The following is a 22,857-nucleotide window of genomic DNA, read 5'->3' on the forward strand; positions in this document are numbered from 1 at the left end:
GCCCCGGTCGTCATAGGGCGTCACGAGGATCCCCGAGATGCCCCGCAGGGCCGCATCCAGATCATGTGCCATCAGTAAATCTCCGGCTCGCCTGCCGCCTCGCCGTGCCCGCGTTCGAGGTAGTCGAGCATCGAGGTGGGCTTGGGAAAGCTCTCGGCCACCGGTAATTTCTTCACGTTGGTCATCGGTTCCCTTCCAAGAACTACTCACTCAAGTATCCAGATTCATATGTCCGCATGCGTGGCGCCTAAGTGGCGCTTCGGGCCATGCCGCTTGCGTTCTCGACGTACTCTGGATGGATTTCGGCGACCATCTCGCCCATTTTTGGCGTGCGCGACATATGCTCGCGCATTGCTGCGGCCGCGGCTTCGCCGTCACCGCCTTCGATGCAATCGACGATCTGATCATGTAATCGCACAACGCGACTCATCCCAAGGCTCGGCAGTGCTAGCAGACGGACGCGATCCAAATGACCGCTTTTGCGCTGCAGAATTTGCCAGACGTCGAGAATGCGTGCGTGGTCGAAGATCGTCCGATGAAACGCCTTGTCTGCCTTCTGGAACTCGGGCGCATCGTTACGGTCGCGCATGATGGAGAGATTCTCGTTAGCAGTGCGCAGCGCGCGAATGATCTCCGGTTGTGGTTTCTCTGCAAGAAGGCGTACGGCGTCAGATTCAATCGCGCGGCGCATGAAGTGGATCTGTCGCGAAAGGCTCATGTCAATCTTTGACACCAGAGTCGCGTGCTGGGGATAGACCGTGATCAGCCCCTCTTCCTCGAGTTTCTGCAGTGCATCGCGAACAGGGGTCTGGCTAAGGCCAAATTGCTGCTGCAGCGCGGCACGAGAGATTGGCGTCCCCGGGACCAGCTCGATCGACATGATTTGCTCGCGCAGATAGTCGGCGATCTGCGGCGCGATGTGGCGCGTCCTGTCGAGGCTCAGGCGTCCACCGGGGCGGGAATCCATGCGAAACTCGCTTTCATCGTAGTGCGGCACATTAATGCACTAGCCTGAGGTGCAGGAAAGTTCCAGTCCACATCGCCATTCTCAAGCGCAAGAGAGGTCCATCCTAGCAGGTGGCGAACGAGCGCTTGACTGGCTAATGCATTAGTGCGCAGGATGACCTTGAGACAGGCGCTTGCGCCACAGCTGCTATGGTGCCGGCCCCGTTGCAGCACAGGGAGGCGGCCGGTTCGGGAGGAGATTACGATGAAGCTTATGCGTCACAGCGCGATTGCTGCGCTGATTGTCGGGACGAGTAGCGTCGGCGGGATGGCGACCGCTCAGGAAGTCACCATCGTCTTGCCGGAGCAACCGGCGAACCTTGAGCCGTGCCGCTCAATCCGCTCCGACATCGGGCGGATCATCAACATGAACATCACCGAAACGCTTACCATAATCGAGCCTGAGACCGGTGGGGTCGCACCCCATCTGGCCACCGAGTGGGAGCAGATCGACGACACGACCTGGCGCTTCAAGCTGCGTGAGGGAGTCGAGTTTCAGGATGGCGCGCCGCTCAACGCGGAGGCGGTGGTCAACTCCATCAATCGCCTGATGAATCCGAACTTGACCTGCGACAGCCGGTCCAAGTTCGGTGACGTGACGCTGACGCCCGAGGTCGTGGATGAGTATACGTTTGACATCAAGTCCGATGTCGCGATTCCGATCATGCCGACCCTAGCCGGCACAATGCAGATCGTTTCTCCGAACATGCCGTTCGATCAGGAGGTGAACGACCCCGTAGGAACCGGCCCCTATACGCTGGCGGAGGCGGACAACGAGCACGTCCTACTGCAGCGCAACGACAATTACTGGGGCGAGACGCCTTCAGTGACCGAAGCGACGTATATGTGGCGCAATGAATCCGCCATTCGCGCCGCCATGGTCGAAACTGGAGAGGCCGACTTGACGCCGGTCATCGCCGTGCAAGACGCCACTGATCCAGAGGCTGATCTTCCATACCTCAACTCCGAAACCACGCGGATGCGCATCGATATGTCCATCCCGCCTCTTGACGACGAGCGGGTGCGCCGGGCACTGAACCTGGCTATCGATTGGGACGGCATGGGCGAAGCTCTGTTCGGTCCGGATGTCCTGCGGGCGACCCAGATGGTTGTGCCAGGCGTGCGCGGCCACAATTCCGAGATCGAGCCATACACCTATGATCCAGAGCGGGCGAAAGCACTGATTGACGAGGCAAGAACCGACGGCGTGCCGGTAGACGAGGAAATCACTCTGATCGGTCGCAACGGGTTCTTCCCGAACTCGTCTGAATCACTTGAAGCGATGCAAGCACTCTGGTCGGAAATCGGCCTGAACGTGACCATCGAGGAACTCGAAGCCTCGGATTGGGCGCGGTACCTGGACAAACCGTTCCCTGAAGGCCGGGGTCCCACGCTGTTCCAGCAGCAGCACGACAACAATACCGGCGACGCAGGTTTCACTGCGCCAGTGATGTACCACAGCGAAGGGCAGTACTCCACGGTCGCAAACGAGGAGCTGGACAAGATCCTCGACGAGGCAGTCTCGGCCACGGGCGACGAGCGGGGGGAGCTGTTCCAACAGGCTTTCTCCAAGGTTTACGAGGACATCATCGGTGACGTCACGATGTATCACATGACTGGTTACGCCAGCGTCGGACCTCGCCTCGACTGGAAGCCCGATCTCAAAACGAACAGTGAGATTCGCCTTTCGGACCTCAAGTTCAAATGACGCCAGTGACCCGGGCGCCTGCCGCGTCCGGGTCAAGGGCCGCCGTGGGGTTGGCCCTCGACCAGTAGGTGCGCCGGAATGTTCAAGTTCGTGTTTCGAAGATCGACGCAAAGCATAGGCGCTATAATCGCGCTTCTTGTTCTGGTTTTCTTTCTCGCAAGGCTGACCGGAGATCCGGCTTATCTCTATTTGCCGCTCGACAGCACTGACGCGCAGCGCCAGGCTTTCAATGCGCTTCACGGCTATGACGACCCTATCTACGTCCAGTTCTTCCGGTATCTCGGTGACCTTACTCAACTCGACTTCGGAATGGCGCTCAGTCGCAACCGTCCTGCGATGGAGGTTGCGCTTGAAGCCTTTCCTGAGACGCTGAAACTTGCTGCTATCGCCATGGCGCTGGCATTGGTTGCCGCCTTGGTGGTGGGCTCATTGGCTGCGGCGCGGCCGGGAGGGCTCTTCGACCGGCTGGCCACGACGAGCTCTCTTGCAGGAGCGAGTGCGCCTGACTTCTGGGTCGCGATCGTCGCCATCCTGATTTTCGCAGTCTCCCTTGGTGTGTTGCCGACGTCGGGAACGGGAACGGCGCTGCACTGGGTCATGCCAATCGGCGTCCTGATGTTGCGGCCATTTGGATTGCTGACTCAAGTCGTTCGAGGATCAATGGTGGGAGTGTTAAGTCAGCCCTACATCAAGACAGCTCGCGCCAAGGGCGTCGGCCGCCGGCGGATAATCTTCGTCCACGCCCTGCGCAACGCGCTGCTCCCGGTGATTACGGTTGCCGGGGATCTCACGGCGAGCCTCGTCAACGGCGCTGTTGTGGTCGAGACTATCTTCGGATGGCCCGGGATCGGCAAGCTCATGATAGATGCTATCGTTCAGCGCGACTTCGCTCTGATCCAGTCCACGATCCTGATCACAGCGATCGCAATCTTCCTGATGAACATTCTCATCGACCTGATCTATGCGGCAGTGGATCCGAGAATTAGGCACCAGCAGGCATGACAATCTTGAAAAAGAGCGTAGACGGCGCCACGCCTAAGGCGGAGCGGCAAGCCGGGCCCTTCCGGCTGGTCTTTCGGGATGGACTGGCCGCTTCCGCCGTAGCTTTTCTCGTTTTCGTGACGCTGTGCGCCGTCTTTGGGCCGATCCTGATTGGAGACTTGGCCACGACGCCGAATTTCCGGGCCCGAAACCAAGAGCCCTTCGACCTTTCTATGGGCGCAGCCTATTTCCTGGGGGCCGACACGCTTGGTCGCAGCCTGCTGGCGCGTCTCGTCGTGGGCGCGCGCAATACACTGGGAATCGCGGCAGCTGCCGTAATCGTTTCCCTCATGTTGGGCGGCATTCTCGGCTTGATCGCCGGCTACTCTCGCGGGCGGCTTAGCGGCCTGATCCTGCGCCTTGCCGATGTGATCATGAGCTTTCCCTCCCTGCTTCTCGCGCTGATTGTGCTCTACAGTCTAGGGCCGTCCATCACGACGTTGATCCTGGTTTTGGCCATCACTCGCATCCCGATCTACCTGCGAACCATGCGTGCCGAGGTCCTGGAGGTTCGCGAGAGGATGTTCGTCAGCGCGGCGACAGCGCTCGGAGCCAATCACAGACGCATCGTCTTTCGTCATATCGCACCCATGGTGATCCCGACCATGCTGACCATCGGCGCCATTGACTTCGCGACCGTGGTGCTGGCCGAATCCTCTCTGAGTTTCCTCGGCCTCGGAATTCAGTCACCGCAGTTCACGTGGGGGTCGATGGTGGCGACGGGCCGCGGTTACCTGGCCACGGCCTGGTGGGTGGCATTCTGGCCGGGCCTGATGATCTTGCTGACTACGCTGTCGCTCAACATTCTATCGACCTGGTGGCGCACCTATTCCGATCCCCATCAGCGGTGGCGTCTGGAGCTGACGCGTAGACTACAGCGGAGGATTCAACGATGAACACGCCCCAACCCCTCCTGACGGTCGAGAACCTGACGGTGGATTTCCACGCGGCCTCCGGTGCATTTCGTGCAGTTGACGACGTGACCTTTCACGTCGATTCCGGCGAGACGCTCGTCATTCTTGGAGAGAGCGGCTCTGGGAAGTCGGTTTCCGCCAGCGCGGTGATGGGACTGATAGATACTCCTCCGGGAGAGATAGTGTCTGGTCGTATTAGCTACCGCGGCACCGACGTGACGCGAATGAGCGAGGACAAGCGCCTGGCCTTCAATGGGTCGAAGGTCGCCATCATCTTCCAAGACCCGCTCTCGCATCTGAATCCAGTCTACACGGTAGGGTGGCAGCTGGCCGAGACCTACGAGGTGCATGGCAAGGCAAGGGGCGCCGAGGCGCGGAGGCTCAGCATCGAGGCGCTGCGCCGCGTAGGTATTCCAGATCCAGAGTCGCGGATCGACTGGTATCCGCATCAGTTCTCCGGCGGTCAACGCCAGCGGATAATGATCGGCATGGCTATCGCACTTGGCCCCGAACTCCTCATTGCGGATGAGCCAACGACCGCGCTCGATGTCAGCGTGCAAGCCCAGATCCTCGATCTCTTGAAGGAACTCCAGCGCGAAGAAGGGCTCGCGATCGTGATGATCACCCACGATCTGGAAGTCGCCGCAAACATGGCTGATCGGGTCATCGTGATGAACGCGGGCAAAATCGTAGAGCAAGGAATTGCGAAGGATGTATTCGCAGACCCGCAGCACGCCTATACGAAGCGGTTGATGAGCGCTCTTCCAGATGAGGCTGATTACCGGGACGGGAAGTCATCCGGAGAGTCCGAACCGATCCTCGAGGTCCGAGACCTGTCCAAGACATTCCTCCTGTCGCCAGGCTTGTTACGACCACCCAAGTCTCTACGAGCGGTGGACTCGGTAAATTTCGATCTGAAGGCGGGTGAGACACTGGGCATCGTGGGAGAGTCGGGATCGGGGAAGTCCACGATCGCCAAGATGCTCCTACGACTGACGGACGCGACTTCGGGAGAAGCCCTTTTCCACGGAAAGGACATCTTCCGGATGAATCCGAAGGAGCTCATGAAATTCCGCCGGCGCGTCCAGATGGTCTTTCAAGATCCTTTCAGCTCCATGAACCCAAGGATGAGCGTGTTTTCGATCATATCGGAGCCCTGGAGTATCCATTCGGACATCCTCGAGAAGTCTCGCTGGCGCGAGCGGGTAATAGAACTTCTCGGCCTGGTCGGTTTAAGGGCCGAGCATGCTGATCGATTCCCGCACCAATTCTCGGGCGGCCAAAGGCAACGGATCGCGATCGCGCGCGCGCTAGCGTGTGATCCCGAACTGATCATCTGCGACGAAGCTGTCTCGGCCCTGGACGTTTCCATCCAGATGCAGATCATCGACCTATTGGCCGACCTGCGCGACCGCCTGGGACTGGCCTATATCTTCATTACCCACGATCTGCCCATCGTGCGCGGTTTTGCAGATCGGATTCTCGTCATGCAATCCGGCCAGACGGTCGAGTTGCAGAGGACGGAAGAGATCTTCCGGCGTCCGCAGAGACCTTACACTCAGATGCTGATCAACGCATCACCGCGGCCCAAGTGGGAACAGTCAAACGCCGCGCACGCCTGAAATGAGCGCAATACCGGCAGCTCTTTTGCTCATGGCCCTCAACGCGGTGATGAGCGCTTTGGACACGGTTTTTGTCCGCCTCGTGGCAGACGAAGTTCATCCTCTGGAAATCGCATTTTTTCGAAATCTCTTCAGTCTGATCACTCTGTTCCTGATCCTGCCGCGTGGCGAGCGAACGCTGAACGGCAACGGGCTATGGCCACTGCATGGAATGCGCGCGGTCCTCAAGCTCGTGGCGATGGTAACCTATTTCCTCGCGATCACCATGCTGCCGCTCGCGCTGGTGACGGCTATTGCCTTCACGATGCCGCTGTTCGTGGTGCTCGGTTCGGTAGTTTTCCTGCACGAGAATCTCGGCCGGCACCGCCTCATCGCGCTGGGGGCGGGCTTTGTCGGAATGCTGGTCATCTTGCGGCCGCCCGGAATGGAGATTGGAACAGGCTTTGCCCTTGCCGTGTTCTCGGCCGTCGCGTTCGCCGGTGGTGCGCTTTTGATGAAGGTAAGTTCTGGCCGCGAGACGCCATTGCGGATTGTATGGTGTAACCTTCTGATTACGGTGCCGATTGCACTCTTGGTCACCATGCCGGTCTGGGTCTGGCCCAGCCCGCAGGCGCTGGCGCTGATGGCGTTACAGGGGATAGGCGGGCTTTTCGCGCAGCTATCCGTCGCGCGGGCGATGAAACTGGCGGACGCATCGATGGTGATCCCGGTGGACTTCCTGCGACTGCCAATCGCGGCCTTGCTGGGACTCGCGCTTTTCGGCGAACCCCTGAAACTTTGGGTACTCCTGGGCGGTACCGTGATCTTTGCGGGCGTGATCTACAGTGCGAGGGCAGAGAGCCGGTTGGCCCGGCTCTCCACCTGAAGTCAGCGGCGTGGAGGCGTCTCTGTCGTCAACTTCGCCACCAGCGCGTCAACCATCGCGTCTCCCATCGCCTGACGCGTCTGCTCTGTGCCACTTCCGATATGCGGTGTCAGAAGCACGCGATCGTCTTGTCGCAGCGCCTCCGGAACCTCAGGTTCTCCGGCGAAAACATCCAGTGCCGCACCGGCTATTGCGTTGCGCGCAAGAGCATCAATCAGCGCCGCCTCGTCCAGGATCGCGCCCCGAGAGATGTTCACGATCCAACCGTCGGGGCCAATTGCCTTGAGAAACTGCTTATCTGCCAAGCCGTACGTATCGGGGGTGAGCGGACAGGTCAGAACAATGACGCGACACTCCCGCGCAAGCGTCCGAGGGTTTTCGTGGTAGGGAAAATCGACAGCTTTCCGGCGGGGGCCGCTGTAGTGGACGTTCGCACCCACAGCCTGAAGACGCGCACCGAGTGCCTGGCCGATCTGGCCGAAACCCACGATGCCGACGTTCATCCCTTGCAACGAGACTTGGAGCGGGTAAGCGCCGTGCGGCCAATGGCCACCACGGACGAACTTGTCGGCGTTCCGTATATCACGCGTTACGACCAGGATCTGGCCGAGCGCAAGATTGGCGACCTCGCCGGCAAGGACATGGGAGGTGTTTGCAACTTCGATCCCGCGGGCGGTGGCGGCTGCCAGATCGACATTCTCCAGCCCCGCGGAATAGCTGGAGATAATTTCCAAGGCTGGAAGCCTGTCGAGCAGCTTCGCGTCGACCAGTGCTTTTCGCAGTGCCATGCCGCGCAGCCGCGGCCCCACATCATTGAAAAGGGCATCTGCCGCACTCTTCTCATAAGGGAGATCATGGACCTCGAACGCGGCCTCAAGCTCGGCATTCGTGCGATCAGACAACTCCGCGGCGCGAAGTATCGCTATCTTTCTCATGTCAGTGGCTCCTCGCCGTGCGCCGGTCACAGAACTCAGTCAACTCATACGTCGGGATTCGAGGACAATGTAGGCGGGTCCAACCACGCACGCTTCGCGCTGACGCCGCGGATGACCGTTCTTGATGGACCGGGTTCCGAGTTCCGCTTGATTTCAGCGTCAACATTGTCGTCATCCTAGAGCGCCCGATACATTGAAGCATTAGTGCACCGGAGGTGTAAAGACCCTAAAGGAGTCGATTGGTATCTCCGGTACATCCGGGGGCGGAGGCCCGTCGAATTTGTCGCCTGAACGTCCGCGACTGGATTGGCGCGGTGGGGGCGAAGACAGCCTATATCGAGCTTGGCTCACCTTGGGAGAACGGCAATTTCGAAAGCTCCAATGCCATGCAGCCCTTCCACCTGCCGCAGCTTCAGGACGATGTCCTCGGGGTTTTCTCGCGTCCCAGTCATTCTCTGGTCCATCCCATCGAGCGAACCACTTCGGAGGGGCATTCCACGCCCTGCTCGGCGCCGCCAAGTCGGCCAGGAGCCACTGCGACAGCGGCCCCGCCTACATGCCGACGAGGAAGAGCAGAAGCGCCTCCGGGTCGCTCGCAGCCGTCGCTTCCCGCAGGATCTGGCCTGTGCGGTTCATCAGACCGTCTTTATCGGTGCCGTTGGTCGGGTGCATGCTTCGAGCAGCGGCATCAGGCGGTATGCTTGTGCTGATGTCTGCTGTTCGCGGCGCGGCGGATTTCCCGGAGCAGGCTGTAGACCGTCGTCCGCGAGGTGCGACCGTTGCCAGAGGATGGCTGGCCTTCGATCTCGACCGTAGCGCGGCAGTCGGGTGATCGCACGTGGTATCGGTGGACGTTGCCCACTGCAGCAGGGTCGGCAATCAGCCGCACGGAGACGGCTTCGAAGCCCGGACCGGCCAGCGCCAGCGCGGCCACCACGTTGGAGTTTCTAGGGAACAGGCGTGCCGCTTCGCGTGCGCCGCCTGTATAGACGGTAAGCGGGCAGGTGAGTGCAGACAAGTCGCCGGCATCCTCGGCAGGGGTGCCGCGCCAGGCGGCCGGGGGCTTGATGCCCACATAAGCGATCTGAACTTCTCCCGACAGCGCCAGAGCCTCCAGCAAATCGAGACCTCCGATCGCGCCGCTGGGAATCAGGAGACGCGCGCCGCCGTGCTGCGCCGCAGTCTGCAGGCGAACGTAAAGACGAGCGTCGGCCAAGGCACCCACCGAGGCCACGACTAGGTTGATGCCGGCGGCGAGGATTGTCTCGCCATGCGCGGCGACAGCTCCGTGTCCGGCGCATTCGACGACCAAATCGGGGGCCGCGTCGATCAGAGCACGCGCCTCTGTCACGACGATGCACCCCTCTGGCGGATCGTCGAGCGGGCGCCGGACAAGAACGACGACCTCCTGCACCAGGTCGGGTCCAAGTAGGTCCAGCAGGGATGCGGCAATGTTGCCGTATCCGATCAGGCCCAAACGCATGGTCTCTTCTCCGTCTGGCGGTTCACGACGTCAGCTCTCGCCGGCTGTCACGCCCCGATACCAGGTCACGATCTGGCGCCGTGCCTCGGGCTCCATCTGTATGGCATTCGGCGGCGGCATCGCGTGGGTCCGGCCCGCCTGAAGATAGATCTGCTGGGCGTGGCGCGCCACATCCGCCTCGGTTTCCAGAACGATGCCCTTCGGGGGCCAGTTCAGGCCCTCCCACGAAGGTTCGCGCCCGTGACACATCGAGCAGTTGCCGATCACCGCATGATAGGCGTCTTCGAAGCTCTCGGCCGACGCGAACTTCTCCTCGTAGGGGGTCAGGCCGCGCGCCTTGCTTTCCTCGTAGGTGTCCATGCCGGGCTGGGTCGAAAGCCATGCGATGACAATCATGATCACCACGGTCACGGGCCAGGTCCAGTTCGGTCCGGCGCCGGTACGGTGCATGGTGTTGAAGTAGTGCCGGATCGTGACGCCGGTCAGGAAGATCAGGGCCCCGATGATCCAGGCGTGCTGCGTGGCGAAGGCCAGCGGGTAGTGGTTCGACAGCATCAGGAAGACCACCGGCAACGTCAGATAGTTGTTATGGGTCGAGCGGACCTTGGCAATCTTGCCGTATTTCGCGTCGGGGGTGCGCCCTGCCTTGAGGTCTTCGACGACGATGCGCTGGTTCGGCATGATCTGGAAGAACACGTTGCCCGTCATGATCGTCGCGGTGAAGGCGCCGAGGTGCAAAAGCGCGGCGCGGCCCGTGAAGATCTGGTGATAGCCCCAGGACATGGCCACAAGGATCACGAAGAGCAGCAGCATCAGCAGGGTCGGGTGATCGGCCAGCTTCGACTTGCACATGGCGTCATAGGCGATCCAGCCGATGGTGAGCGACGCGCCCGAGATCAGGATGCCCTGCCACAGCGCCAAATCGGCCTTGGTCGGGTCGATCAGGAAGAGCTCTCCGCCTAGCCAGTAGATGATCATCAGGAGCGCCGCGCCCGATAACCAGGTCGCGTAGCTCTGCCACTTATGCCATGTCAGGTGTTCCGGCATCTGCGCCGGAGCGACCAGGTATTTCACCGTGTGGTAGAAGCCGCCGCCGTGTACCTCCCATTCCTCGCCATGCGCGCCTTCGGCCATGTTCGGGTTGGGTTTCAGCATCAGGTCGAGCGCGATGAAGTAGAACGACGCGCCGATCCAGGCCATCGCCGTGATGACGTGCAGCCAGCGGACCGAAAAGGCGATCCAGTCCCATATGATTGCGAGATCGTACATGGTTCCCCCTCAGTCACTCGTTGCGGCGACAGTAGCGGAACGGCGTATTCCCTGCTATTTGCAAGAAAAGCCAAGCAGCATCAAAAAAACCTGAACAATGTCCTACTTCGACAACATCCGTACCTTTGTCCGAGTCTATGAACTGGGCAGCATGTCGGCGGCGGGGCGCGATCTGCGCATTTCCTCGGCGGTGACATCATCGCGTATTTCGCAGTTGGAGGAGCACCTCGGCGTGCGCCTGTTCCAGAGGACGACCCGCAGCCTGTCTCCGACCGAACACGGAAAGTCATTTTATCGCGGTGCGACGGGAATCCTGGAAGCGGTCGAGACCGCCGAAGGTCAGATCACCAATGTGACTGAACACCTCAAGGGCGCGCTGTACGTGGCGGCGCCTCTGGGTGTCGGACGGCGGTTGATCGCGCCGCAGATACCGGCTTTCCTGGCGGAGTACCCGGACGTCAGCGTCCGCCTGCGCCTGACGGACCGAAAGGTCGATCTGACGACCGAAGGGCTCGACCTGGCGTTTTTCCTGGGCCAGCCGGAAGACAGCAACCTGCGCATCCGGAAGATTGCCGATGTGCCGCGGGTACTGTGCGCTTCGCCCGATTACATTTCCCGGCGCGGAATGCCGGCAGACGGAGAAGCTTTGATCTCGGAGCGCCACGAATGCCTCAACCTGCGGTTTCCCGGCGTGTCCGAGTTCCAGTGGCGACTGGAGACACCCAGCGGGCCGCGACGGTTCGCGGTGTCTGGCCGCTACGAATCGGATGACGGCGATGTGCTGACCGACTGGGCGGTGGCGGGCCACGGCATCGTGCTGAAACCGGTCTTCGAAGTCGCCGAACACCTGAAGTCCGGCGCGCTGACTCCGGTTGCCACCCGGACTCCCCCCGAAGCGATCCAGATGGCCTGCCTGTTCACCCATCGGCGCAGGCAGGATCCGAAGACCCGGATCTTCATGGAGTTCATCATCGACCGGATCAGCGCGGTCTTTACGCCGGCGGACGGCAGGGGTTGACCGTTCAACTGCCGCGGTAGGTGGAATAGCCGAACGGGGACAGAAGTAGCGGCACATGATAGTGCGACTGTTCCGACATGCCGAAGCGGATCGGAATCACGTCCAGGAAACGCGGGCTTTCGGGCGGGATTCCGCTGGAATCCAGGTAGGCGCCTGTATGAAAGATCAGTTCATACTCGCCCGTTGCAAACTCGGTGGCAGGCAAGATCTGCTCATCCGTGCGCCCGTCGTCGTTCGTAGCGAGCGTCTTGAGGAGCGTGCGTCTGTCGCCTTCGACCCGGAACAGCTCGATCTTCAGGCCCTCGGCGGGGCATCCACGCGCCGTATCAAGCACGTGGGTCGTCAGGTATCCCGTCATGTCGCGATCTCCAGCAGGGTTTGCCCTTCATAATCCGCAGACGGCTGCCAAGACAAAGGCGGAGGAGCGCGAGGCTCCTTCTCGTTTTTCTTCATAATCGCCGGCGATTTTCTGGATTATCACCTCCGCAAACCGGAGGTGTATATTTTGGATCGCTATCCCAGAGACTTGGCGGGCTACGGCCCGCGCATCCCCAAGGCCAACTGGCCGAACGGTGCGAAGATCGCCGTTCAGATCGTCCTGAACTACGAGGAGGGCGGAGAGAACAACGTCCTCCACGGCGACGCGGCCTCCGAGGCGTTCCTGTCCGAGATCACCGGCGCCCACCCCTGGCCTGGGCAGCGGCACTGGAACATGGAAACGATCTACGAGTATGGGTCGCGAGCCGGATTCTGGCGCCTGCATTCCCTGCTCAAGGACGTGCCGATCACCGTTTTCGGGGTCGCTACTGCGCTGGCGCGTGCGCCCGAGCAGGCGAAGGCCATGAAGGATGCGGGCTGGGAAATTGCGAGCCATGGACTGAAATGGGTTGAGCACAAGGACATGCCTGCCGAGGAAGAGCGCGCGCAGATCCGGCAGGCGATCCGTCTCCATACCGAGGTCGTAGGCACGCCGCCGCGCGGCTGGTACACGGGCCGCTGCTCGATGAACACCATCGACCTCGCCGCCGAAGAGGGCGATTTTTCATATATAGCGGACAGTTATGCGGATGACCTGCCCTACTGGATGCGCGCCGGTGGCAAGGATCAGCTAATCGTACCCTACACCATGGACTGCAACGACATGCGCTTTGCGATCCAGGCGGGCTACGCCAGCGGCAACGATTTCGAAACGATGGTGCGCGATGCGTTCGACGTGCTTTACGCCGAAGGGCAGGCGGGCGCGCCCAAGATGCTGTCCATCGGCCTGCACTGCCGCCTGATCGGACGACCCAGCCGCGCGGCGGCCTTGAAGAGGGTCATGGAGTACATGTCCGCCCATGAGGATGTCTGGTTCGCCACGCGAGAACAGATCGCCGATCACTGGGCCGCCAAGCACCCGCCCGTAACGAGGCTACGACCCTCGCAGATGGATCGCGAGACCTTCGTCAAGGAATTCGGTGGCGTGTTCGAGCATAGCGCCTGGATCGCTGAAGGCGCGCATGCCTCGGAGCTGGGACCCTATTCCGACAGCGCCGCGGGCGTGCACAACGCCTTGGCGCGGGTGTTCCGGTCTGCCTCGGAAGAGCAGCGCCTTGATGTCGTTGCTGCGCACCCTGACTTGGCCGGCAAGCTGGCGGCCGCCGGTCGCCTGACCGCCGAATCGACTGCCGAGCAAGCGGGGGCGGGGCTGGACATGCTTTCCGACAAGGAACGCGCGATCTTCACGGACATGAACGACCGATACACGGCCAAGCATGGCTTCGCCTTCATCATTGCTGTGAAAGACAACACCAAGGCGAGCATCCTTCAAGCCTTCCAGCGGCGCATCGAAAACGACCGTGCCACGGAATTCGCAGAAGCTTGCCGCCAGGTCGAACGTATCGCCGAATTGCGCTTGATCGAGAAGCTGGGTCCATGATCAAGATCAGGGCCCAACTATTGACGGCTGAAGCCTTCGCGCCATTCGGTGACGTTTTGGAGGCACGTGGAGCACCCGACAAGCAGATCAATCAAGGTCTCTGCGGCCGCTTCCACGACCGTGCAGCGCTAGACTTCGACGGAGGCCGCGCCGGAATTAGTCTGTTCAAGGCAGAGCCGCGAAAACTTCCCCTGACGCTGGAGATGGTCGAGCGCCACCCGGACGGCAGCCAAGCCTTCCTGCCAATGAGCCAGGACCCTTTCCTGATCGTCGTCGCGCCAGGTGGTGGCGGCAAGCCCGGCAGGCCGACAGCCTTTGTGACTGCGCCCGGTCAGGGCGTGAACTACTTTCGCGGTGTCTGGCACGGTGTCCTTAGCCCGCTTTGCGCGCCGGGACTCTTCGCAGTCGTAGATCGGATAGGAGAGGGTCCGAACCTCGAGGAACACTGGTTCGATGAACCATACATGATCGAGCATTGAACAAGGCAGTCGGGACGGTTTCGCCACCCGCAGAAGTTATTCGCGCACAACGATCACGTCTGAGCGTCCGGCTTCTCCGGAGAGACCTCTCCAATTGTCTGAAGTTGCCCGTCCCAGGCGGCGCGCTCGGATTCTCGTCTGCCTATCGTCGTTAGACTTCCGTCAGTAGGGCGTTGCGACGACCGGTTGAGCCGCCCGGTATCTTTGCATCAAGCATTCCGAGCGCCTGGCAGATGCGGAGATCGATCCATCGTCGGCAGGTGGGTGACTCTTTCGAAAACGCGCTCGCGGAAAGCGTCATCGGCCTGTTCAAATGGTACAACGAGCGTGGGCTCCTGAGTTCGATAGGTTACGTTCCGTCGGCAGAGGCTGAGCGACGACATCTTGATCAGGTCCAACCCCGTGACAAGGATCGCCTGATCCGTTGCACGAAACAGTCTCCGGTAAAGCCGGGATCGTTCAAACTGTTGGAGCCCAGCCTCACTTCTTCCTTCGGCACTGGCCGACCCGATGAACGCGCCCTATCTCCTTGTTCCTTTCGGGCGAGTTCAATGGTGCCTTTTCGCGGTGCTGGACCGGCTCCTCGCGCGACCCTCGTCCGACCTTCGGCAACAAGCTGGTGGCGGCAGCCGTCCGCTGCGCCGTGCGCCGGTGCTTTGACCGCCGCCGTTAGCCTCAGGTGGTCGAGCCGCTCGGCTTCCGCCTTGCCCTGGCGCCGGTGGCCGTGGGGACGGTTGCGCTGGGTTTGGAAGCATAACGGGACTCGCGCGACCTCGGTGGCGGCAGAAGAATAGGTCGCCGGTGCAGGCAAACGCCCCGGCCGTCTCCGGCCGGAGCGCTGTAGCGTGGATCGGGCAGGGTGTCGGTCAGTGACCGCCTTCCGCCTGCATCGCCGTGTGGCGGAGGTCGTCCTCGCTGATCTCGCGGGCGCCGTTGAAAATCACGTTCAGCGCGACCGCGGTGATCGACGCCAGTAGAATGCCAGAGTCGATCAGAGGCTCGATCGCGTGCGGCAGCCACATCGAGAAGTCAGGCGCGATCAGCGGGATCATCCCCATTCCCAGCGAGATCGCGACGATGAGCCCGTTGTAGCGGTTCATCTTGAAGTCGACGCTCCCGAGGATGCGGATGCCGGTGGCCGCCACCATGCCGAACATGACCAGTCCAGCACCGCCCAGGATTGCGACCGGCAGGGCCTCTACCAGCGCACCCATCTTGGGCATCAGCCCCAGCACGATCATGATTGCGCCGCCCATCACGCAGACATAGCGAGAGCGGACGCCGGTTACTCCGACGAGGCCGACGTTCTGGCTGAACGAGGTGTAGGGGAAGGTATTGAACAGGCCGCCGATCAGGGTGCCCAAGCCATCGGTACGCAGGCCGGCAGACAGGGAGGGGCGCTCGATCCGCTTGCCGCAGATGTCGCCCAAAGCCAGGAACATGCCGGTAGATTCGATCATCACGACGATCATGACCAGGGTCATCGTCAGGATCATGATCGGATCGAAGATCGGCAGGCCGAAGCGGAACGGCGTAATCAGCTCGAACCAGTCCGCCTGCCCCACGTGGTCGAAGTGCATGAGGCCCAGCGTCGTGGCAAGAATTGCGCCGACGATGATGCCCAGCAGAACCGAGATGTTCGCCAGAAAGCCGCGGGCGTATTTCATCACCAGGATGATCGTGACCAGTACAACCGCCGAGATCGCCATGTTGAGCGGCGTCGCGTAGTTGACGTTGTCCACGGTGGCGGCCAGTTGCAGGCCTTCGGGCACGGCGGGAACGGTTCCGGCCGGCAGGGTGGCCAGCGACTTCAACCACTCGGCATGCGTGGGGTCCACGACCAAGGGCGCGGTCGGGCCGGCTGGCACGCCGAAGATCCAGTTGATCCCCACCCGCATCAGCGTGACGCCGATGACCAGGATGATCGTCCCGGTCACGACCGGCGGAAAGAAACGCAGCATCCGGCTGACCAGCGGCGCGATCAGCATGGCGATCACGCCGGCGCCGATGATGGAGCCAAAGATCATCCGGGCGCCATCGGTCCCCGGATTGCTTGCGGCGATCGAAACCATCGGTCCAACCGAGGCGAACGTCACGCCCATCATGACCGGCATGCGGATGCCGAACCATCTGGTCGCGCCCATCGACTGGATGATTGTGACCAGACCGCAAACGAACAAATCGGCCGAAATCAGGAAGGCAACCTGTTCCGGCGTCAGTTGAAGAACCCGACCCACGATCAGCGGCACCGCAATGGCGCCCGCGTACATCACCAGGACGTGTTGCAGGCCAAGGGTGAACAGCTTGCCCGCAGGCAGCTTCTCATCGACGGGATCGACCATCGTTACGTCAGACATTGTTTCCTCCTCCAAGGTTTGCCGCCTGCGACGGCGAGGCGCGGCACCTCCTTCGGCACCGCCCCGGATCAACTTCAGCTATAGGTGGCGACGTCGGCGCCTGCCAAGGCGGCGATGTTCAGCAGGCCCCGGGACGTCACGCCCGGGGTCACGATGTGGGCGCGGTTGCCCATGCCCATCAGGATCGGACCGACCTCAAGGCCCCCCGCCGCGCTTTTCAGCAGGTTGCGGGCGGCGCCGGCCGCATCGGTATCCGCGTAGATCAGTACGTTGGCCCGCCCTTCCAGCCGGTTGCCCGGCAAGAGCCGTTTGCGGAGATCCGGGTCGAGCGCCGCGTCGGTGTGCATCTCACCTTCATACTGAAAATCGCGCGGCGCACTGTCCAGGATCCCGAGAGCGCCACGCATGAGGCGCCCCGACCGGCTGTCCAGATTGCCGAATTGCGAGCCCGAGCACAGGGCGATCTTCGGCTCCAGTCCGAAGCGGCGGACATGCCGGGCGGCGGCGACAACTGTCCTGGCCAGCGTCTCGGGCGCCTGGTCGATGTTCACGTGTGTGTCCGCCACGAAGAGCGGACCGTCGTCGAGGATCACCAAGGATAGTGCGCCCGCCGGGGTCAGACTTGGCGTCGACAGCATCTGCGTGACGTAGTTCAGATGCCACTGGTACTGCCCGAAGGTGCCGCAAATCATGCTGTCCGCATCGCCGCGATGCACCATGGTCGCGGCGATTGCGGTGGTATTCGTGCGCATGATCGCCTTCGCCAGATCTGGCGTCACGCCATGGCGCCGCATGACCTTGTGGTAGGTCTGCCAGTACTCGCGGTAGCGCTCGTCATTCTCGGGATTCACGGTCTCGAAGTCTTGGCCGACGACGATCGACAGGCCGGCCCGGTCGATCCGCTGCGCGATGATGTTGGGGCGACCCACGAGTACGGCTCGGTCGGTGCTGTCCTCGCTCATTGCCTGCACGGCGCGCAGCACGCGGTCATCCTCTCCCTCGGCGAAGACGATGCGACGGCAGGACTCGCGAGCGGCTGCAAAGACGCCGCGCATGATCATCGAAGACTTGAAGACCTCGGCTTCAAGGGCCTGCCGGTAGTCCTCCAGGATCAAGACACGTCGGGCGACGCCGGACTCGATGGCCGCTCGCGCCACGGCTACCGCTACCGTGGGCAGCAAGCGCGGGTCGAAGGGCTTGGGGATCAGATAGTCCCGGCCGAAGGTCAGGCGTTCGCCCTCGTAGGCCACACCGACTTCGGCAGAGGTCGTCTGGCGGGCCAGCGACGCGATGGCATCGACGCACGCGAGCTTCATGGCGTCGTTGATCTCGGTCGCCTCGACGTCCAGGGCGCCGCGGAAGATGAACGGAAAGCAGAGCACGTTATTGACCTGATTGGGGTAATCGCTGCGCCCGGTGGCGATCATTGCGCCGGGCGACGCCTCGCGCGCTTCCTCGGGCATGATCTCCGGGACAGGATTGGCCAGGGCGAAGATGATCGGATTCCCGGCCATCTCGCGAACGTTGTCTGCGGGCAGCGCTCCGGGACCGGAGAGTCCGAGGAACATGTCCGCCCCCCTCATGGCCTGGTCGATGGTGATGCCTTCGGCAGCCGTGGCGAATACCATCTGCTCGGCGGCCAGATCCTCGCGCGCGGCATGCAGCACACCGGAACGGTCGAAGACGGTGATGTTTTCGAGCGGCACACCCATCTTGTGCAGCATGGCCAGGCAGGCCACTCCCGCCGCGCCCGCACCGAGGCCGACGATGCGAATGTCCTGCGGCCGCTTGCCGGCAATACGCAGCGCGTTTCGTGCCGCGGCTGCGACCACGATGGCGGTGCCGTGCTGGTCGTCGTGGAAGACCGGGATGCCCATCCGCCCGCGGCAGATGCGCTCGACCGTGAAGCAGTCGGGCGCCTTGATGTCCTCGAGGTTCACCGCGCCGAAGGTCGGTTCCAACCTGCAGACAAGGTCGGCCAGCGCCTCGGGGTCGGATTCGTCCACCTCGATGTCGAAGCAGTCGATCCCGGCGAACTTCTTGAACAGGACGGCCTTGCCCTCCATCACCGGCTTGGACGCCAGCGCGCCGATGTTGCCCAGCCCCAGCACCGCCGTCCCGTTCGAGATCACCGCGACGAGGTTGCGCTTGGCGGTGTAGCGGGTGGCCAGCGCCGGGTCCGCCGCGATCGCGGTGCAGGCCTCGGCCACGCCGGGCGAATAGGCGCGGGAAAGATCACGCGCTGTCTCCATGGGCTTGGTCGGGCGGACCTCCAGCTTTCCGGGGCGCGGAAACTCATGGTAGTTCAGCGCCGCACGCCGTTCGATGTCCTTCCTTGAAGCGTCGAGAGCCATGGTGTCCTCCTCCTCTCATGTCACGCGACCGGATCGGAGCGCGCGGCCATCCGCCGCGCCGTCTCGATCATGCGGGCCGAAAAGCCCCACTCGTTGTCGTACCATCCCAGAAGGCGCAGCTGCCGGGAGCCGATAGTCATGGTTTCGCGAAGTGCCAGCACCAGCGATTCCGGGCGGGCCCGGAAATCGGTTGAGACGCAGGGGTCATCGGTCAATCCGATCAACGGCGAGTCCTCGAAGGCTTCGCGGAGGAATTCGATGACGGGCTGCTGTAAATCCTCGCAGGTTTGGATCACTGCGTCGATTGCCGAAACCGACAGGCAGGGCACCCGCACGGCGGCCATGCTCAAGCGCCCCTGGAATTCCGGCAAGACGCCGATCACCTGCTCGGCGGCGCTTGTCGTGGTCGGGATCATCGATACGGCGGCGGCACGGCTGCGTTCCGGCGACAGGCCGGGCGCGTCCACCGTCGGCTGGCTACCGGTGTAGCAGTGGATCGTGGTGACATGCGCCTTCTCGATGCCAAGCCCGAGGTCGAGCTTCCGCAACAGCGGCGCGATGGCATTCGTGGTGCAGGACGCGTTCGACACGATGCGGGCGGCGCGCAGTTCCTGCTCGTTGACACCCCTCACGACGGTCGTCTCGGCGGCGGGGGAGGGACCCGAGACCAGCACCGCCCGTGCGCCCGCGTCCAGTCCGGCCTCGGCGATCGTTTGTGTGAGCGCCCGCCCGGTGCACTCCAGCACGACGTCGACGCCGGACAGGTCGAGGTCGCGCAGGTCGCGAAGATTGCTGAAGGCGATCCGGTGGTGGTTTAGTTCGATCCAACCCTTGCCGGCGTCCACCTTCGAGGGAAACGGACCGTAAACGCTGTCGTAGCGCAGCAGGTAGGCGCAGATGTCCAGTGAAGCGATATCGTTGATGCCGACGATCTCGAGACCGCTGCCGCCGTACATGATCTGTCGGAACAGGGTTCTTCCGATCCGGCCGAACCCATTGATGAAGACGCGGAACGTGCGGCTCATGAGTGGGTCCCGTACATCAGGAACAGCGCCGGCAGCCAGGCGGTCAGCACGCCGCTGACCAGCGTCGCCAGCGCGGCCTGTCTGCGAAAGGGTATCTGCATCGCCATCGTCAGGAAATACAGGAACCAAAGCGCCGCCCATGCCAGCCAGCACAGGCCCAGCCATGTCTCCATCGGGGTCGAGGCGGCACGCAAGGTCCGAACGGCTTCGGGCAGGATCGAGAACGCCACGAAGAGCGAGAACCATCCCAGGCCGCGCCCGTCCGAGCCGCTGACCCGGTTGAAGGCCACCCACAGGTAGGTCACGCTGAAAAGAAGCGTCATGGCGACGGCGCGCACATCGGCCACATCCTGCGCCTGCACCAGCGATACCGCGGCCACGGCGGCGGTGATCGCGGCGGTGGCGCCATTCATCAGCACGATCTCGCCATCGTCGATGCGACTGGCCATCCAAAGGCCGTTCAGCACCAGCACGGCACCGACAAACAGCAGTGAAAGGGGCAGCAGCATGGATTTGGCCTTTGAATGGAGCCATTGAGCGATTTCGATTGCAACGCGTGCGCCGCAACCGGCCAGATTAACGGGCTGTTCGGGCGGCCTCAGAAATCGACCTCGATACTGATGCCTTTTTCGACAGCAAGGTCGACCACCGCCGCGGCGACGGCGAGATCCTGAAGGCCGACACCCGTGCCGTCGAAGAGCGTGATCTCGTCATCCGAGGTCCTCCCCTCGTGCGAGCCGTTGATCACCCGACCCAACTGGATGATATCCTCGGGTCGCAAACTCAGATCCTGGATGGCGTGCTGTGCCTCGCCAATACTGATCGACTGGGCGACCTCGTCGGTGAAGACCGTGGCGCGTCCCAGCAAGGCGGTCTCGACCTCTTGCTTGCCCTTGGTGTCGGTGCCCATGCAGGCGATATGCGTGCCGGGGCTGACGTGGTCGGCCATCAGCGACGGCGCAAAGGCGGAGGTAATCGTGATGATGACATCGGCTTCGGCCATGCCAGGCAGGTCGACCGCCTCGAAGGGCAGGCCGGCCTCGGTGGCGACCTTCTCGATATTGGGCAGCATCTCCGGGTGATAGTTCCAGCCGATGACCTTTTCGAAGCGGCGCTGCTCCAGCGCGGCGCGTAGCTGGAACGTCGCCTGGTGCCCGGCGCCGATCATGCCGATGACCTTCGCGTCTTCGCGAGCCAAGTGCTTGATCGACACCGAGGACGCGGCAGCAGTGCGCAGCGCGGTCAGCAAGTTCCCACCCACCATGGCCTTGGCCCTGCCGGTGTCCGGATCGAACAGGAAGACGGTGGACTGGTGGTTGATCAGTTCGTGTTTTTCCAGGTTGTGCGGCCAGTAGCCGCCCGCCTTCAGGCCGAGCGTCAGGCCCGCACGGTCGAAGCCGCCCTTGAAGCCGTAAAGCGCATCCTCGTGGCCGATGGCCTCGCGCACGACCGGGAAGTTGCGGGCGTCATCCGACGCCATGGCGGCAAAGACCTTTTCCACGGCGTCGAAGGCAGCTTCACGGGTCATCAGGTTGGCAATCTCGCGCTCGGGCACGATCAACATGTCTCTCTCCCCTTGGTGTTTCGTGCGCCCGTGTGCCACTGCCGGGGGGGGCGGCATACACGACGGGCGACTTCCGGCTCCTCCTGAACCGACCCCCCTGTTCCAGAGCGTCAGTAGGCCTTGCCGCGGGCCGATACCGGCCACACGCATTCGACCTTGCCGTTCCGAACCCCTACGTACCAGTCATGCACGTTTGCGGTCGGATCGCAGTGGCCGGGCACGAGGCGCAGCTTTTCGTTGACCTTCAGAACGCCTTCCGGATCGCTGATCACGCCATGCTCGTCCGAGCACTTGATGTATTCGACATCGTCTCGGCCGTAGACGAAGGGCAGCCCGCTATCGACGGATTGCGCCTTCAGGCCCGCGTCGCAAATCGCCTTGTCGGCCTTTGCATGGGACATGACCGAGGTCAGGATGAAGAAGGCGTTTTCCCACTCGCCCGCGTCGATGCGGTTGCCGTCCTTGTCAAGGATCCGGCCGTAATCCGCGTCCATGAAGGCGTAGGAGCCGCACTGAAGCTCGTTGTAGAGACCCGAGTTTGACTCGAAGTAGTAGGATCCGGTGCCCCCGCCCGAGACCAGCTCGGTCTCGATGTCCTTGGCCTTCAGCGCCTCGACCGCGTCCTTGACCTGCGCAACGGCGGCGTCGATCTTGACCTGACGGTCCGTAAAGCTGTCCATGTGCTGCATCGCGCCCTGGTAGGCCTGGATGCCCTTGTAGGTCAGGTTTTCGGCGGCCTGCACGGCCTCGACGATCTCGACCACCGCCGGGGTCGTGGTGACACCGCAACGGCCGGCGCCGCAGTCGATCTCCACGAAGACGCCCAGCTCGGTGCCGTGTTTCTTGGCCGCTGCCGACAGATCGGCCACGTTGGCCACGTCATCGACGCAGACGATGATGTTTGCGCCGTGCTTCGGCAGCTGGGCCAGACGGTCGATCTTGGCCGGATCGCGGACCTGGTTCGACACCAGCACTTCCTTGATGCCACCGCGCACGAAGACCTCTGCCTCCGACACCTTCTGGCAGCAGACGCCGAGGGCGCCCCCCATCTCCATCTGCAGCTTCAGGACATCCACCGACTTGTGCATCTTGCCGTGGGCGCGGTGGCGCATGTTGTGCGCCTTGGCGTAGTCGCCCATTTTTTTGATGTTGCGCTCCAGCGCATCGAGGTCCAGCACCAGGCAAGGGGTCTGGATGTCGGCTTCATCCATGCCGGGCTTCGCCGGAATGTCGTAGCCCACTTCGTATGCATCGAGGTTGGTCATGTCTTTCATCGCTCGTTTCCTTTGTTCGGTAGGGT

At 62.3% G+C, this 22,857-nt stretch carries 19 protein-coding genes; 8 read left to right on the forward strand and 11 right to left on the reverse strand.

The features are described 5' to 3' along the window. Positions 1-247: 247 nt before the first annotated feature. Entirely contained in the window at positions 248-967 is a 720-nt protein-coding gene (locus tag PAM7066_RS09560) for a GntR family transcriptional regulator (RefSeq protein WP_085853950.1), read from the reverse strand. 243 nt (positions 968-1,210) lie between these two features. Between PAM7066_RS09560 and PAM7066_RS09565 the strand changes: the two genes are divergently transcribed. From PAM7066_RS09565 to PAM7066_RS09585, 5 genes are all read left to right on the forward strand, one after another. Then, positions 1,211-2,713, forward strand: coding sequence for an ABC transporter substrate-binding protein (locus PAM7066_RS09565; protein WP_085853951.1), 1,503 nt, complete (start codon positions 1,211-1,213; stop codon positions 2,711-2,713). A gap of 78 nt (positions 2,714-2,791) precedes the next feature. Then, positions 2,792-3,715, forward strand: coding sequence for an ABC transporter permease (locus PAM7066_RS09570; RefSeq protein ID WP_085853952.1), 924 nt, complete (start codon positions 2,792-2,794; stop codon positions 3,713-3,715). Continuing rightward, positions 3,712-4,650 carry an ABC transporter permease gene (locus tag PAM7066_RS09575; RefSeq protein WP_085853953.1) on the forward strand — a complete coding sequence of 313 codons (939 nt, stop codon included), beginning with the start codon at positions 3,712-3,714 and terminating at the stop codon, positions 4,648-4,650. Before PAM7066_RS09570 ends, PAM7066_RS09575 begins: the two co-directional genes overlap by 4 nt. Continuing rightward, on the forward strand, positions 4,647-6,290 hold the full coding sequence (locus tag PAM7066_RS09580) for an ABC transporter ATP-binding protein (RefSeq protein ID WP_085853954.1): 1,644 nt from the start codon (positions 4,647-4,649) through the stop codon (positions 6,288-6,290). Before PAM7066_RS09575 ends, PAM7066_RS09580 begins: the two co-directional genes overlap by 4 nt. A 31-nt stretch (positions 6,291-6,321) precedes the next feature. After that, positions 6,322-7,155 carry a DMT family transporter gene (locus PAM7066_RS09585; protein WP_085853955.1) on the forward strand — a complete coding sequence of 278 codons (834 nt, stop codon included), beginning with the start codon at positions 6,322-6,324 and terminating at the stop codon, positions 7,153-7,155. Positions 7,156-7,157: 2 nt separating this feature from the next. On the opposite strand, the gene PAM7066_RS09590 is transcribed toward PAM7066_RS09585, so the two are convergent. The 3 genes from PAM7066_RS09590 to PAM7066_RS09600 all read right to left on the reverse strand — a co-directional run bounded on the left by PAM7066_RS09590 (position 7,158) and on the right by PAM7066_RS09600 (position 10,842). Beyond that, positions 7,158-8,090 carry a 2-hydroxyacid dehydrogenase gene (locus PAM7066_RS09590; RefSeq protein ID WP_085853956.1) on the reverse strand — a complete coding sequence of 311 codons (933 nt, stop codon included), beginning with the start codon at positions 8,088-8,090 and terminating at the stop codon, positions 7,158-7,160. Positions 8,091-8,778: 688 nt separating this feature from the next. Then, positions 8,779-9,573 carry an aspartate dehydrogenase gene (locus PAM7066_RS09595; protein WP_085853957.1) on the reverse strand — a complete coding sequence of 265 codons (795 nt, stop codon included), beginning with the start codon at positions 9,571-9,573 and terminating at the stop codon, positions 8,779-8,781. Positions 9,574-9,603: 30 nt separating this feature from the next. After that, a complete protein-coding gene (locus PAM7066_RS09600; protein ID WP_085853958.1) occupies positions 9,604-10,842 on the reverse strand; it encodes a urate hydroxylase PuuD in 1,239 nt (412 codons plus the stop codon). 97 nt (positions 10,843-10,939) lie between these two features. Here PAM7066_RS09600 and PAM7066_RS09605 point away from each other — a divergent pair, with 97 nt between their 5' ends. Beyond that, positions 10,940-11,860, forward strand: coding sequence for a LysR family transcriptional regulator (locus PAM7066_RS09605; protein WP_085853959.1), 921 nt, complete (start codon positions 10,940-10,942; stop codon positions 11,858-11,860). Positions 11,861-11,864: 4 nt separating this feature from the next. Here the strand turns inward: PAM7066_RS09605 and uraH are convergent, their stop codons facing one another. After that, a complete protein-coding gene (uraH, locus tag PAM7066_RS09610) occupies positions 11,865-12,218 on the reverse strand; it encodes a hydroxyisourate hydrolase (protein ID WP_085853960.1) in 354 nt (117 codons plus the stop codon). A gap of 147 nt (positions 12,219-12,365) precedes the next feature. Between uraH and puuE the strand changes: the two genes are divergently transcribed. Further along, positions 12,366-13,778 (forward strand): allantoinase PuuE, encoded by a 1,413-nt coding sequence (gene puuE, locus PAM7066_RS09615; RefSeq protein ID WP_085853961.1) that lies wholly within the window; start codon positions 12,366-12,368, stop codon positions 13,776-13,778. Further along, positions 13,775-14,257, forward strand: a complete 483-nt coding sequence (locus tag PAM7066_RS09620; RefSeq protein ID WP_085853962.1) for an ureidoglycolate lyase — start codon at positions 13,775-13,777, stop codon at positions 14,255-14,257. The genes puuE and PAM7066_RS09620 overlap by 4 nt, the downstream gene beginning before the upstream one ends. Before the next feature lie 866 nt (positions 14,258-15,123). Here the strand turns inward: PAM7066_RS09620 and PAM7066_RS09625 are convergent. The 6 genes from PAM7066_RS09625 to bhcC all read right to left on the reverse strand — a co-directional run bounded on the left by PAM7066_RS09625 (position 15,124) and on the right by bhcC (position 22,831). Continuing rightward, positions 15,124-16,614, reverse strand: coding sequence for a nucleobase:cation symporter-2 family protein (locus PAM7066_RS09625; RefSeq protein ID WP_085853963.1), 1,491 nt, complete (start codon positions 16,612-16,614; stop codon positions 15,124-15,126). 74 nt (positions 16,615-16,688) lie between these two features. Next, entirely contained in the window at positions 16,689-18,968 is a 2,280-nt protein-coding gene (locus PAM7066_RS09630) for an NADP-dependent malic enzyme (protein WP_085853964.1), read from the reverse strand. A gap of 20 nt (positions 18,969-18,988) precedes the next feature. Beyond that, positions 18,989-19,993, reverse strand: coding sequence for a type I glyceraldehyde-3-phosphate dehydrogenase (locus PAM7066_RS09635; protein WP_085853965.1), 1,005 nt, complete (start codon positions 19,991-19,993; stop codon positions 18,989-18,991). After that, the gene (locus PAM7066_RS09640; RefSeq protein WP_085853966.1) at positions 19,990-20,502 is read right to left on the reverse strand and encodes an AmiS/UreI family transporter; all 513 of its coding nucleotides are present in this window, start codon (positions 20,500-20,502) and stop codon (positions 19,990-19,992) included. The genes PAM7066_RS09635 and PAM7066_RS09640 overlap by 4 nt, the downstream gene beginning before the upstream one ends. 89 nt (positions 20,503-20,591) lie before the next feature. Beyond that, positions 20,592-21,557, reverse strand: coding sequence for an iminosuccinate reductase BhcD (gene bhcD, locus PAM7066_RS09645; RefSeq protein ID WP_085853967.1), 966 nt, complete (start codon positions 21,555-21,557; stop codon positions 20,592-20,594). A gap of 110 nt (positions 21,558-21,667) precedes the next feature. Beyond that, positions 21,668-22,831 carry a 3-hydroxy-D-aspartate aldolase BhcC gene (gene bhcC / locus PAM7066_RS09650; RefSeq protein ID WP_085853968.1) on the reverse strand — a complete coding sequence of 388 codons (1,164 nt, stop codon included), beginning with the start codon at positions 22,829-22,831 and terminating at the stop codon, positions 21,668-21,670. Between the last annotated feature and the right edge of the window lie 26 nt (positions 22,832-22,857).

Origin of the sequence: Palleronia marisminoris (assembly GCF_900172315.1) — a bacterium.
Taxonomy (GTDB): domain Bacteria; phylum Pseudomonadota; class Alphaproteobacteria; order Rhodobacterales; family Rhodobacteraceae; genus Palleronia; species Palleronia marisminoris.

Bases quoted from the DNA above. Each gene is read 5' to 3' on its own strand.
- PAM7066_RS09560 (WP_085853950.1), bottom strand. From the start codon at position 967: ATGGATTCCCGCCCCGGTGGACGCCTGAGCCTCGACAGGACGCGCCAC.
- PAM7066_RS09565 (WP_085853951.1), top strand. From the start codon at position 1,211: ATGAAGCTTATGCGTCACAGCGCGATTGCTGCGCTGATTGTCGGGACG.
- PAM7066_RS09570 (WP_085853952.1), top strand. From the start codon at position 2,792: ATGTTCAAGTTCGTGTTTCGAAGATCGACGCAAAGCATAGGCGCTATA.
- PAM7066_RS09575 (WP_085853953.1), top strand. From the start codon at position 3,712: ATGACAATCTTGAAAAAGAGCGTAGACGGCGCCACGCCTAAGGCGGAG.
- PAM7066_RS09580 (WP_085853954.1), top strand. From the start codon at position 4,647: ATGAACACGCCCCAACCCCTCCTGACGGTCGAGAACCTGACGGTGGAT.
- PAM7066_RS09585 (WP_085853955.1), top strand. From the start codon at position 6,322: ATGGCCCTCAACGCGGTGATGAGCGCTTTGGACACGGTTTTTGTCCGC.
- PAM7066_RS09590 (WP_085853956.1), bottom strand. From the start codon at position 8,090: ATGAGAAAGATAGCGATACTTCGCGCCGCGGAGTTGTCTGATCGCACG.
- PAM7066_RS09595 (WP_085853957.1), bottom strand. From the start codon at position 9,573: ATGCGTTTGGGCCTGATCGGATACGGCAACATTGCCGCATCCCTGCTG.
- PAM7066_RS09600 (WP_085853958.1), bottom strand. From the start codon at position 10,842: ATGTACGATCTCGCAATCATATGGGACTGGATCGCCTTTTCGGTCCGC.
- PAM7066_RS09605 (WP_085853959.1), top strand. From the start codon at position 10,940: ATGTCCTACTTCGACAACATCCGTACCTTTGTCCGAGTCTATGAACTG.
- uraH (WP_085853960.1), bottom strand. From the start codon at position 12,218: ATGACGGGATACCTGACGACCCACGTGCTTGATACGGCGCGTGGATGC.
- PAM7066_RS09620 (WP_085853962.1), top strand. From the start codon at position 13,775: ATGATCAAGATCAGGGCCCAACTATTGACGGCTGAAGCCTTCGCGCCA.
- PAM7066_RS09625 (WP_085853963.1), bottom strand. From the start codon at position 16,614: ATGTCTGACGTAACGATGGTCGATCCCGTCGATGAGAAGCTGCCTGCG.
- PAM7066_RS09630 (WP_085853964.1), bottom strand. From the start codon at position 18,968: ATGGCTCTCGACGCTTCAAGGAAGGACATCGAACGGCGTGCGGCGCTG.
- PAM7066_RS09635 (WP_085853965.1), bottom strand. From the start codon at position 19,993: ATGAGCCGCACGTTCCGCGTCTTCATCAATGGGTTCGGCCGGATCGGA.
- PAM7066_RS09640 (WP_085853966.1), bottom strand. From the start codon at position 20,502: ATGCTGCTGCCCCTTTCACTGCTGTTTGTCGGTGCCGTGCTGGTGCTG.
- bhcD (WP_085853967.1), bottom strand. From the start codon at position 21,557: ATGTTGATCGTGCCCGAGCGCGAGATTGCCAACCTGATGACCCGTGAA.
- bhcC (WP_085853968.1), bottom strand. From the start codon at position 22,831: ATGAAAGACATGACCAACCTCGATGCATACGAAGTGGGCTACGACATT.